Raw genomic sequence first — 13185 nt, 5'->3', positions numbered from 1 at the left:
TTCTTCCAAGTACTGGTGTAGGAAGAAAGTAGAATTTAACCAGCTATCCCATTTTGAAAGCGAAGAATTATGGGAAAAAATTAAAAAATCTTTGCAATCATTTAACTAATTTTTTAACACCCTATGAAAAAACAATTACTTTCAAAGGTTCTATCAAGTATGTTTTTTATGCTGATAGGCTTTCAGATTTTTGCTCAGGACCGTATGGTTACGGGACGAGTAACAGCATCAGATGATGGATCAGGTATTCCTGGTGCTACAATTTCAGTTAAAGGTACATCTAAAGGAACATCTTCAGATGCCAATGGTAATTACAAGATTTCTGTAGGTCAATCTGCAGTTTTGGTATTTTCTTCTGTTGGGTTCAATCCTCAAGAAGTTTCAGTTGGTTCAAAAACTCAAATTAACATTTCATTAGCTTCTGATACCAAAGATTTGACAGAGGTAGTGGTTGTAGGTTATGGTACTCAAAAGAAAAGCCAAACAACAGGAGCTATTTCTTCAGTAACATCTAAGCAAATCACTGAAATGCCAATTACGAACTTAGGCCAAGCAATGCAAGGTAGGGTAGCTGGTGTGGACGTTGCACAGTCAGGAAGTAAGCCTGGTACTGTTCCTAAAGTCTTAATTCGTGGTCGTCGTTCATTTAATGCAGGTAATGATCCTTTATATGTAGTAGATGGTATTCCATTAGCTGGTGGTTACGAAGATATGAATCCGAATGATGTGGCATCTATGGAAATCTTAAAAGATGCAACTGCAACGGCTATTTATGGTGCACGTGGTGCGAATGGTGTGGTTTTAATTACGACTAAACGTGGTGCTAAAGACGGTAAAACGGTTATTTCTTATGATACTTATGTAGGTTCAACTCAAACTTTAGATAAAATTAATTTATTTACTGGAGCTGAATATGCAGAAATGAAGCGTGAATCACGTCGTACAATTGGTACATATAAAGACACAAATGGTAACTTAGTTCCAACGGGTGTTATTGATGCATTTGCAGATTCAAAATTATTTACTGCGGTTGAATTGGAAGGTATCAAATTGAACAGAACTACTAACTATCAAGATATGATGGTTAAGAAAGGGTTTCAACAAAACCATGCTTTAGGTATTCAAGGTGGTAATGATAAAACTCAGTTCTCAATTAATGCAGGTTATTTCCAAGATAAAGGTATTATTGAAGGTTTAGATTTTTCACGTTATTCTTTACGTGTGAGTGTTGATCACCAAGTAAATAAAAACTTAAAAATTGGTGCGTCATCTTATTTTATGTACGCAAATACAAATGGAGCTAATTTGAATCCTTATGGATATTTATCTTCTCAAAATCCATTAGCAAGAGCTTATGATGATGCTGGAAATTTAATTTTCCAACAAACAGATGATGCATTATTAACTAATCCATTGAATGAGATTGTTCCTGGTGCAAAGGTGGATGAAACAAAAAAATACCGTATTTTTAATAGTATTTATGCAGAATATCAAATTGCAGAAGGGTTTAAATATCGTTTGAACTTTGGTCCTGACTTTACTATCTCAAGAAATGGTCGTTTTAATGGTGCTTTGACAAATGATATTAAAGGTGGTAATCCAACGGCATCTACAGATAATCGTTTTGGATTCAATTATACATTGGAAAATATCTTGACTTACAATAAGCAATTTAAAAACCATAATTTGGGAGTTACCTTATTACAATCTATGCAACGAGATAACTTTGAGCAATACACTCAGAGCGTTTTAGGTGTTCCAGTAGAAACTCAACAGTTTTATAATTTAGCCAATGCTTCTTCTATTCAAGGAGTGGGGTCTAATTTAATTCAATGGACGATCTCTTCTTACATGGCTCGTGTGAATTATGATTACAAAGGTAAATATTTGTTAACAGCAACTATTCGTCGTGACGGTTCATCTCGTTTTGGTGAAAATTCAAAGTGGGGTAATTTTCCAGGGGTAGCTTTAGGTTGGAATTTACATCAAGAAGATTTCATGAAGGATTTAACTTGGTTAGATGAATTGAAAATTCGTGCTTCTTTTGCGCAAGTTGGTAACCAAGGACTTTCACCTTATCAAACACAAGGTTTAGAAGGTAGAACTTCTTATGCATGGAATAACAATGCTGCTTATGGATATCGTCCAAACACAATTGGTAATGCCGATTTGAAATGGGAAACGTCTACTTCAAAAAATATTGGTGCTGATTTCTCTATCTTAAGAGGTCGTGTAGCTGGATCGATTGAATATTACCAAACAAATACAACCGATTTGTTATTATCAGATCAATTACCTACTTCTACTGGTTTTGCTGCTGTTACTCGTAACGTTGGAGAAACTCAAAATAAAGGTGTTGAGGTTTCTTTATCAACAGTAAACGTTGATTCGGAAAGTGGGTTTAAATGGACTACCGATTTCACTTTCTACAAGAATACGGAAGCGATTTTGTCATTATACAATGGAGCTAAAGATGACGTAGGTAACCGTTGGTTCATTGGACAACCATTGAATTCATACTATGATTACAAGTATGCTGGTATTTGGCAAACAGCTGAAGCTGCACAGGCTAAAGCAATGGGCTTTACTGTAGGTCAAATTAAAGTAGCCGATTCAAATGGTGATGGTAAAATCACGGCAGATGATCGTATTTTATTAGGTTCAGATGTTCCATCTTGGACTGGAGGTATTACCAATCGTTTTTCTTACAAAGGATTTGATTTGTCATTCTTCATCTTTACAAGACAAGGTCAAATGATTATGTCTAAATACCACCAAAATTCAAACTACTTACAAGGTCGTTATAACCAAATTAAAGTTGATTATTGGACTCCAAATAATCCGAATGCATATTATCCTCGTCCGAACTTTAACCAAGAGTTCCCAGCTTATAATACTGCAATTTCATATTTTGATGGTTCATTTATCAAAGTACGTAACATCAATGTGGGTTATACTTTCCCAGCAAAAACTGCTGCGAAATTAGGTTTGTCGTCTTTAAGAGTTTATGCTAGTATTCAACAACCATTTATCTTCTCTGAATATCGTTCAAAATGGAATGGTGTTGACCCTGAAACAGCTAATGGAAATGTTGACAATAACGTTACTCCAGCTACAAGCGTAACAACATTTGGTTTAAATATTAAATTTTAATCGATCGAATAATGAAAAGTTTATATATGAAAAATACATTAAAAACATTAGGTCTTGCCTCAGCCATTATGTTGGGCACTGCTTCTTGTAGCGATTTGCTAAAAGAGACAGTAGTATCTAATATTAGTAATGACTATATCGCTACAACTCCAGGATTTGTAGCAGCTACAAATGCAGCATACACACCTCTACGTTCATTTTATGCAACTGAAAGAGGTTTGACGATGTCTGAGTATGGTACTGATATTTATAGTGCCGGTGCAGATGGATCTTACAAAGGATTTCATTTTTATGATTCTCAATTAACTTCTTCTGTAGATATTTTGGCTCAATTGTGGGATGAAACCTACAAAGGAATTAATACAATCAATGCAGTGATTGATAGAGCACCTTCAGTAACAGGTTTATCTGATGCAGTAAAGGCTCAAAGAGTTGCTGAAATGAAATATTTACGTGCTCATTACTATTTTATCTTAGTACAACAGTTTGGTCCTTTGGATTTGCGTTTAAAGGAAACAACTGGACCTACAAAGACTGCTATTCGTACTCCTGAAAAGGATGTTTATGCTCAAATCGTAAAAGATTTGTTAGATGCTATTCCTGCTTTAGAGAACAAAAAGGCATCATCTGATTATGGTCGTGCAACCAAAGCGGCAGCAGAAAATTTGTTAGCGAAAGTTTATTTAACTAGAGCATCTTCTAAATTCGCAGAGTCGACAGATTATGCAAATGCTGCAACTTTATGTAATAATGTAATCAATAATTATGGATTTAAATTATTAACTGATTTTGCTTCTGTATTTGATCAAGGAAACCAAATCAATGATGAAGTAATTTTTGCTGTTCAATATACCAATGATCCGTTAACCAATGGTGTTGTGGATAATCAAGGTAATAAATTACACTTGTATTTTGGAATGCAATATGATGTACAACCTGGAATGCAACGTGATGTGAACAATGGTCGTCCATTTAAGCGTCTAAAGCCAACTCCTTATTTGTTGAATACAGTTTTTGCTGATCGTGTGAATGATACTCGTTATAAAAAATCATTCAAAGATACATGGTATTCAAATAAGCCAGGTACGTATAATACAACTTTTGACGGGTCTAAAAATACCGTAACTTATAAAGCTGGTGATACTACTATTTATATTCCAGGTTATGAGATGCCATTAGCAGAAAGAGCTGCTAAGAAGTATCAAGTGTTGGTTCCAAGTTTATACAATTATGCTTTGTTTCCAACTTTACAAAAATTCTTTGATCCACTTCGTCCGGATATGACTTATGAAAATGGATCGCGTGATTATTTTGTACATCGTTTAGCTGATACTTATTTAATGTTAGCAGAAGCTCAATTCAAATTAGGAAAACAAGCTGAAGCTGTAGCTGCTATTAACATGGTACGTGTGCGTGCTGCTGCTAAAGGAAAAGAAGAAAACATGAAAGTATCTGAAGTAGATATGAATTTAATCATGGAAGAAAGAGCTCGTGAATTAGCGGGAGAGCAAACACGTTGGATGGATTTAAAACGTTGGGGTAACTTGATTGAGAGAGTGAAGCAATATAACTCTGATGCAGCAACTACCATTACAGACAAGCATTATGTTCGTCCAATTCCTCAAAAACAAGTAGATTTATCTGAGAATGGTGGTTTTCCACAAAACTCAGGATACTAATATTAAATTGATTTCTGTAATTTGTAAAATTCCGAGGGAGCTTTTCTTCGGAATTTTACTTTAAACCTGTTTTTATGAAAAAAATCGTTGTATTACTTATCTTGGCGCATTTTTCTACTTTTGCTCAAGATCAAAAAGTAAATTTTGTAAAAGTAGATGGAGAAAAGAAAATTGATGTATTGGTTGGAGGAAAATATTTCACTTCCTACTATGCACCGGGCCAAGCTGTATTGAAAAAAGCTTCTCTTTTTCCGATTAATTCAGCTCAAGGAACAACCATCACTCGTGGATATCCTATTGCACCTCGTGCAGGTGAACGCGTCGATCATCCACATCATGTGGGAATGTGGTTAAATTATGAAGATGTCAATGGATTTGATTATTGGAATAATTCGAACAATATTGTCTCCTCGCTCCAAAACCATAAAATGGGAACCATTGTCCATGAAAAGGTTCTTTCAATGAAAAATGGTAGTAAATCAGGTGAATTAGTAGTTAGTGCTAATTGGATTGATAATGATGGAAGAGGTTCAAAAGTTTTAGTTGAAAAAACGACTTATGTTTTTTCAGGCACAAAAGATTTAAGAACGATTGATCGAATTACTACATTGACTGCTGTTGCCGATAATGTATTGTTCAAAGATGTAAAAGATGGCATGTTTGCGATTCGCGTGGCTCGCCAGTTGGAAATACCTTCTAACAAACCTGATGTATTTACAGATGCACATGGAGTAGAAACCAAAGTACCCGTAATGGATAATACGGGCGTTAGTGGGAATTATATCAGTAGTGAAGGTATTAAAGGAGAAGCTGTTTGGAGTACTCGAGCTAAATGGATGAATTTAACAGGACAAATGGATAATCATCCGATTAACATTGCTATTCTTGACCATCCCTCTAATGTGAGTTATCCAAGTTATTGGCATGCAAGAGGCTATGGCTTATTTGCTGTTAACCCTTTGGGAGCCAAAGTCTTTAGTAATGGAAAGGATGAAAGAAACTTGACTTTAAAAAAGGGAGAAAGTGTTACTTTCCGTTATAGAACATTAATTGCTGACCGAAATTTAAGTAAAGAAGAACTAGATTCTTTTCAATCTGACTTCGCGAAGAATGTTAAATAATTCGTAATTAAAGAAATATCTTGTATTTTTGTAAGCTATCAGGGGCTCGTTTGAGCCCCTAATTATTTGCTTATATGAAATTACATTTTTTAGGTGCCGCGCGTCAAGTTACTGGTAGTATGTATTTACTAGAACTTGATGATTATAAAGTATTAATTGATTGCGGAACTGATATGGAGAGGGATATTGACTATTCTGAACCACTTGAAAATAAATCATTCTTTCCTTTTGATGCCTCTTTAATCAACGTAGTTGTATTAACGCACGCTCACATTGATCATTCTGGAAATATACCCATGTTATACAGGGAAGGTTTTGAAGGACAAGTTTTATGTACTTCACCAACTGCTGAATTAGCTGAATTATTATTGATTGATTCTGCTCATTTGCATTTAAGGAGACTTAAAGCTGCACAAGGTGAAAGTCGTAAAAAACATAAACAAATGGATCGACTTTTGAAAAAAGGCGATTTATATTTAGAAAAAGATGTTGAAAATTCTGTTCAACATTTTGTCACCTTAGCCTTCAATAAGAAATTCACCATTATTCCAGGTTTAGATCTTACTTTTTATCCAGCTGGACATTTATTGGGAGCAGCACATGCTTTTTTTACTGTTGAAGAAAACGGCGTTAAAAAATCAATCTGTTTTAGTGGAGACGTGGGACGTAAAAATTACCCGCTTCATATCGATCCACAACCCATTCCACATTGTGATTATTTAGTTTGTGAAACAACTTATGGGAATCGAATACATGAGGATAAAGAAGAACCTATTGACGCATTAGCTAGAATAATTAAAGAAACGTGCATTGATATGCCAGGTAGGTTAATTATTCCAGCATTCTCTGTGGGTAGAACGCAAGCTGTGCTTTATACACTTAATCGATTGATTGAAGAAAGAAATTTCCCAGCTATTCGTGTATTTACAGATAGTCCAATGGGTAAAAGTTCTACAAAGATTTATTCGAAATATCTAAGTTATCTGAATTCAGAAGCTAGAGAATTTCATAAAGAATATGATGATTTGTTCGATTTTGAAAATTTAAAGTTTTTACAAACAGATAAAGAAAGTCGTGCCATTAAAAATTACCATGAACCATGTATCATCATTTCTTCTTCAGGAATGATTTCTGGTGGTAGGGTAGAGCAACATATTGCAGATAATATTAGTAATTCTTATTGTACTATTTTGTTGATTGGTTATGCAGCTGAAGGAACACTAGGTAGAGAATTATTGGCAGGATCTAACTTAATACGAGTACGCGATAAAGAATATAGAGTCAATGCAAATATTCGTAAAATAGATGTGTTTTCTGGCCACGCCGATAAAAATGGATTATTGGATTTTGTTAAGAGTCAAGATCCTAAAAACATCAAAAACATCTTTTTATCGCATGGTGAAGAAGAAAGTATGTTGGAATTTAGTGATGATTTGAACCAATTAGGTTTCAAGGATGTAATTTTGCCTTCAAAGAACGAAAGTTTCGTACTTTAATTTTATTTTTGCAAAGAATTGATAAAACATATGAAAACATTATTAGAATTTGAAAAGCCAATTGCCGAATTAGAGGACAAATTAATTGAAATGCGTAAATTGGCGATTGAGAATAATGTAGATGTAACTGAAGCTGTTAAATCTTTAACAGAAAAAATATTAGAATTGAAGCAGGAAACATTTTCCAATTTAACTCGCTGGCAGCGTGTTCAATTGTCTAGACATCCAGATAGACCTTATACATTTGATTACATTGAAAAAATGTGTACTGAATTTATAGAAATTCATGGTGATCGTTCGGTAGCAGATGATAAAGCTATGGTAGGTGGTTTTGGAAATATTGATGATGAATTTTCTGTCATGTTCATTGGGCAGCAAAAAGGAAGAAATACCAAACAACGTCAATACAGAAATTTCGGAATGCCAAATCCAGAAGGTTATAGAAAAGCCCTTCGATTGATGAAAATGGCTGAAAAATTCAATAAACCAATCGTTTGTTTGATCGATACACCAGGCGCATTTCCAGGCTTAGAAGCTGAGGAAAGAGGTCAAGGAGAAGCAATTGCAAGGAATATCAGAGATATGTTTATGTTAAAGGTTCCTGTGATTTGTATTATTATTGGTGAAGGAGCATCAGGTGGTGCTTTAGGAATTGCGGTGGGTGATAAAGTATTAATGATGGAAAACACTTGGTATTCTGTTATTTCGCCTGAATCATGTTCCTCTATTTTATGGAGAAGTTGGAACTACAAAGAACAAGCTGCCGAAGCCTTAAAATTAACAGCCAATGACATGCTAGGCAATGGATTGATTGATGGAATTATTCCAGAGCCTTTAGGTGGTGCACATCTTGATATGGATGGTGCCGCAAATATTATTAAAGATATTTTAAAGAAAGAATTACAACTTCTATCAACTATTGATCCGCAAACTCGAATCTTAAATAGAATTGAGAAATTTGGAAAAATGGGAGTGGTGATTGAATAAATAAGATGTCAAAGAAATCTTTATTATTTGATTTAGGTAATGTGTTATTACCCATTGACTTAGATAAAACCTATCAAGCTTTTGCTGATTTATCTACAGAGTTCAATGCAGATCAAATAAAGATATTGACGCAAGAAAAGTCGCTTTGGCAAAAATATGAAGCAGGATTACAATCCAACAATGAATTTAGAGATTATCTAAGAGGAGAGTTATTTCTTGAATGTACAGATTCTGTATTCGATGCTGCATTTTCTGCTTTATTATTAGATTTTCCTCAAAACACCTATACTTGGTTACAAAGTGTTTCTGAAAATTACCCAATACATTTATTAAGTAATACCAGTGAAATTCATGCAAATATTTTTACTAAGATTCCCTTAGGTCCTAATGGTGAGAGTCTATTTCACTTATTTTCTGAAATTTTTTACTCTTTTGAACTTGGCTTGACTAAACCTGATGAAAATATCTATCAACTGGTTTTGAATAAATTAGAATTGTCTGCTCAAGATTTAATATTTTTTGACGATAATGCCTATAATATTCAAGCTGCACAAAAGCTTGGAATTCATGCTTTTCAAATAACAGATCCTTCACAATCCTTGATACAGATCGATCAAATACTCGAAAAACTATGTTAATGTTCAATCCTATATTCAATTTTATTTTTAAAATAACTGGCTGGAAGTTAGTAGGAAATATACCTCATCATTTGCAGAAAAGTATAGTTATTGTTTGTCCTCATGCAAGTTGGGTCGATTTTCCAGTTGGACTAGGAGCTAGGTCTTTATTAAAAAAGAAAATATATTTTTGGGGGAAACAAGAGCTCTTCAAAGGAAGTTTTGGTTGGTTGTTCAAAAAATTAGGAGGATACCCTGTTGACCGTTCTAAAAATACTAACCTCGTTTCATCAATCGTTGATATTTACAATTCAAAATCTTCATTTCATGCTGTATTGGCTCCTGAAGGCACTAGAAAGGATGTACAAGAACTAAAAACAGGATTTTATTACATTGCTGTACAAGCGCATATTCCCATCATTATGGTTGGCTTCGACTATGTCAATAAGAGAATTATCGTGAATGAACCATTTATGCCAAGTGGCGATTTTGAAGTAGATAAAAAGATTATTGCCAAATTTTTTGAGGGTATTCCAGGCGTTCAAAAGTCTTGGATCAAAAATTATTTAGCATAAGCCTTTGCACTTTTTACAATTAATGTAGCTGCTTTTTTAGAAGCCCCATCTTCTCCAATCAAATTTTTCAACAATTGATAATTCTCTAATTGTTGATTTCTTTCTAGCGAATCTAACATTAAATCATCTAGTTTAACAGAAATTTGTAGGGCATTAAAATCACCTTGAATTAGTTCAGGGACAGCTAACTTATCTAAAATAATATTGACTAAAGAAATATATTTGATTTTTATGACCATTTTGGCCAAAGAATAAAATAGCCAATCTGTTTTGTAAACAACAATTTGAGGAATCCCGAATAAAGCTGTTTCTAAAGTAGCGGTACCGGATGTAACAACTGCACATCTCGCATTTGAGAGGAGATTATAGGTATCGTCATAGATGACATCAAAACCTTGGTACAATTCTTTAAATTCGGTCAAACCACTTATAATAAATCGATATTTTGGATTCAATAATATTAAAGCTCTAAATATCGGCATTGCAGAAAGGATTTCCTGTTTACGACTACCGGGCAATAATGCAATATAGGGTTGTTGAATGTTATTGGCGATTAAAAATGACTCATTTTTTTCAAATTGTTTAATGGCATCATTTAATGGATTACCTATGTAATGGGTAGATATTTTTTCATTTTGAAATAACTTTTCTTCAAAAGGAAAGATAACATACAATTCATCAATCCATTTTTTTATCGTATGAATACGATTTTTATTCCAAGCCCACACTTTTGGTGCTATATAAAACTGCGTATGAAAGCCTTGTAATTTGGCGATTTTTGCAGCTTTCAAATTAAACCCACCATAATCAATAAATATGATTGTATCGGGATTAAAATCAGTAATGGTTGTTTTAAATTTCTTGAATAAATTTTTGAGTTTACTCATATTTTGAAGAACTCCTAAAATACCCATGATGGACAATTCAGTATGGTGGACGAGCACATCAGCACCTGCACGCTGCATTTCATCTCCTCCCCAAGATTTAATGATTGCATTCGAATCTATTTTAAGTATTTCCTTAATAAGATTAGAACCATGTAAATCGCCTGATTTTTCGCCAGCTAAGATGAAATACTTCATGAATTATTCTCCGTAATATTCAACAGAATTTTTATTTGTCTCTATCAAATGAATTTTGTGGAGCGTTGCAGTTTGCGATGATTTTTTTATGATAGGCTCTAGAATTTTCCAAAATTCCATGACTAAAATTTCGCAACTAGCTAATTTACCAATCATAAAATCCACATCTAAATTTAAATTTTTATGATCGACTTTATTGATAATTTCTCTTTTAATTAAATCTCCCAAATCTTTTAAATCGTACACAAAACCCGTTTCAGAATCAGGGATACCTTTAACGGTAACGATTAATTCAAAATTATGACCATGCCAATTTTTATTCGCACAAGGACCAAAAACCTCTTCATTTTTTTCTTCAGACCAATTTGGATTGTACAAGCGGTGCGCCGCATTAAAATGTTCCTTTCGGATAACGTAAACCATTGTTTTCAGTTTAAAAGTGATGGAATCTCTGGGAAAACATTAGCAGAGTTTCTTTAATTTTGCAAAGTTAGCTAAAGCTATCGGTATTCTCATTAAATTTGCATTCTTAATATCGTTATACTATGATAATTGTTACAGGTGCTGCTGGCTTCATTGGAAGTTGTTTGATTCAAAAATTAAATGAATTAAATTTTAATTATATCATTGCTGTAGATGATTTCTCCAATGAGGAAAAAAATAAAAACCTTGTAGGTAAAAAAATCAAAGAAAAAGTTGAAAGAAACGTATTTTTTGATTGGTTAGATAACAATTATCGCGAAGTTGAGTTTTTCTTTCATATAGGCGCTAGAACAGATACCACCGAATTTGATAAATCAATTTTTGATGAGTTAAATGTTAATTATTCTAAAACGGTTTGGAAGAAGTGTGTGGAATATCAAATTCCATTGGTATATGCGTCTTCTGCCGCTACCTATGGTTTAGGCGAGTTAGGATACGATGATAATGAGGCCTTGATTCCCCAATTAAAACCCTTGAATCCATATGGAGATTCTAAGAATGATTTTGATATTTGGGCATTGCAACAAGATGAAAAACCTTTCTTTTGGGCAGGTTTAAAGTTTTTTAATGTGTATGGTCCAAATGAGTACCACAAGGGCAGAATGGCCTCTGTGATTATTCATGCTTTTCGTCAAATCAATGAAAAGGGAAGTATCAATTTATTCCGTTCTCATAATCCCGATTATAAAGATGGTGAGCAATTAAGAGATTTTATTTATGTAAAAGATTTGATCGATGTATGTATATTCTTAATGGAACATCGAAAAAATTCTGGTATTTATAATTTAGGTACAGGCAAAGCTCGTTCTTTTAATGCATTAGCCAATTCTACATTTAATGCCTTGAATAAGGTACCAAATATAACATATATTGACACTCCTATAGATATTCGTGATAAATATCAATATTACACTCAAGCTAATATGGATAAATTACGCAGTATTGGTTATACCAAAGAGTTTTATTCTTTAGAAGACGGGGTGAAAGATTATGTGCAAAATTATTTAGCTAAGAATTTGTATTGGTAATTTTCTGAATACCTTCTTCCAAAAAACCTTTACCATAGGCGAGTAATTGTATATTAGCGGCGATTATTCCCAAAAATGCTACAATCAAATTTTTAGATTGAAACAATCCATCTATGAAGATGAGTAACCAATAGAATATTAGGATACCACTCAAATAGATACCCAAATCTATAAACAATATATTCATTAGAATTGTATTCCAAAAGAATATAAAATATGCTAATGGGATGTAGTGAACCAATTTCAATTCTTTAGGGTAAAATCTACTAATATTGATTCTAGCACGGCCAAAGAAATGCAATTGTTTGTAGAATTGAATAAAAGAAGTCCGGCGTTTGTGATAAATAAATGCCTCGGATAATAATCCAGATTTGAATCCAAGTGAAATACAACGAATACTAAATTCAATATCTTCACCCATTCTCGTTATTTTAAATCCATTGGTCGCTTCCCAAACTTTTCTAGAAATTCCCATATTAAAACTTCTAGGATGAAATTGTCCTCCTAAATTATTCTTTTTACCTCTGATTCCACCTGTGGTAAAAAAGCTTGTCATACTAAAACTAATCGCTTTTTGTATGTAGGTAAAACTGGGATGATCCTTATCTGGTCCTCCAAACAAATCTAGGTTTTGCTGTTGAATACCAGCATTGACTGTCTCTAAATAATTGGACTCTATTAAAGCGTCTGAATCAAGTATAATAAAGAAATCTCCCTTAGCTAATTTAAATGCATCATTTCTAGCAAATCCTTGACCTTCGTTTTCTTTGACAAAATACTGTATGGATAATTTTTGCTGATATTTTTCGATAACGTGCTTTGAATCAAGTTTTGAGCCATCTTCAATAATCACTATTTCGAAATTCGAATAATTTTGGTGGGTTAAACAATGAAGTAATTCATCTAATTCATCAGGGCGATTATAAACGGGAATAATGACACTAAAAAATATAGACTTCATATT

11 protein-coding genes are annotated in these 13185 nt (G+C 33.5%); 8 read left to right on the top strand and 3 right to left on the bottom strand.

The features are described from left to right. The first annotated feature begins 159 nt into the window (after window positions 1-159). The 7 genes from V7S79_RS02570 to V7S79_RS02540 all read left to right on the top strand — a co-directional run bounded on the left by V7S79_RS02570 (window position 160) and on the right by V7S79_RS02540 (window position 9628). The gene (locus tag V7S79_RS02570; protein WP_459489265.1) at window positions 160-3153 is read left to right on the top strand and encodes a SusC/RagA family TonB-linked outer membrane protein; all 2994 of its coding nucleotides are present in this window, start codon (window positions 160-162) and stop codon (window positions 3151-3153) included. Window positions 3154-3164: 11 nt separating this feature from the next. Then, window positions 3165-4832 (top strand): RagB/SusD family nutrient uptake outer membrane protein, encoded by a 1668-nt coding sequence (locus tag V7S79_RS02565; RefSeq protein ID WP_459488987.1) that lies wholly within the window; start codon window positions 3165-3167, stop codon window positions 4830-4832. 74 nt (window positions 4833-4906) lie between these two features. After that, window positions 4907-5953: a DUF6807 domain-containing protein gene (locus tag V7S79_RS02560; protein WP_459488986.1), complete on the top strand. Its 1047-nt coding sequence runs from the start codon at window positions 4907-4909 to the stop codon at window positions 5951-5953. A 74-nt stretch (window positions 5954-6027) separates the two neighbouring features. Continuing rightward, a complete protein-coding gene (locus V7S79_RS02555; protein WP_459488985.1) occupies window positions 6028-7449 on the top strand; it encodes an MBL fold metallo-hydrolase RNA specificity domain-containing protein in 1422 nt (473 codons plus the stop codon). Between the two features lie 30 nt (window positions 7450-7479). Next, window positions 7480-8436 (top strand): acetyl-CoA carboxylase carboxyltransferase subunit alpha, encoded by a 957-nt coding sequence (locus V7S79_RS02550; protein ID WP_459488984.1) that lies wholly within the window; start codon window positions 7480-7482, stop codon window positions 8434-8436. Window positions 8437-8441: 5 nt separating this feature from the next. After that, complete coding sequence (locus V7S79_RS02545) at window positions 8442-9074, top strand: HAD family hydrolase (protein WP_459488983.1); 633 nt, start codon at window positions 8442-8444, stop codon at window positions 9072-9074. Beyond that, on the top strand, window positions 9074-9628 hold the full coding sequence (locus V7S79_RS02540; protein WP_459488982.1) for a 1-acyl-sn-glycerol-3-phosphate acyltransferase: 555 nt from the start codon (window positions 9074-9076) through the stop codon (window positions 9626-9628). Before V7S79_RS02545 ends, V7S79_RS02540 begins: the two co-directional genes overlap by 1 nt. On the opposite strand, the gene lpxB is transcribed toward V7S79_RS02540, so the two are convergent. Beyond that, window positions 9616-10710, bottom strand: coding sequence for a lipid-A-disaccharide synthase (lpxB, locus tag V7S79_RS02535; protein ID WP_459488981.1), 1095 nt, complete (start codon window positions 10708-10710; stop codon window positions 9616-9618). The two genes, V7S79_RS02540 and lpxB, sit on opposite strands and share 13 nt — an antisense overlap. A 3-nt stretch (window positions 10711-10713) precedes the next feature. Continuing rightward, window positions 10714-11133 carry a 6-pyruvoyl trahydropterin synthase family protein gene (locus V7S79_RS02530; protein ID WP_459488980.1) on the bottom strand — a complete coding sequence of 140 codons (420 nt, stop codon included), beginning with the start codon at window positions 11131-11133 and terminating at the stop codon, window positions 10714-10716. Window positions 11134-11255: 122 nt separating this feature from the next. On the opposite strand from V7S79_RS02530, the gene rfaD reads away from it, so the two are divergent. After that, window positions 11256-12221 (top strand): ADP-glyceromanno-heptose 6-epimerase, encoded by a 966-nt coding sequence (gene rfaD, locus V7S79_RS02525; RefSeq protein ID WP_459488979.1) that lies wholly within the window; start codon window positions 11256-11258, stop codon window positions 12219-12221. On the opposite strand, the gene V7S79_RS02520 is transcribed toward rfaD, so the two are convergent. Continuing rightward, window positions 12202-13182 carry a glycosyltransferase family 2 protein gene (locus V7S79_RS02520; RefSeq protein WP_459488978.1) on the bottom strand — a complete coding sequence of 327 codons (981 nt, stop codon included), beginning with the start codon at window positions 13180-13182 and terminating at the stop codon, window positions 12202-12204. The two genes, rfaD and V7S79_RS02520, sit on opposite strands and share 20 nt — an antisense overlap. Window positions 13183-13185 lie beyond the last annotated feature (3 nt).

This window comes from Aquirufa sp. ROCK-SH2, from assembly GCF_054558315.1.
This window is presented reverse-complemented; position numbering and strand designations above follow the sequence as displayed.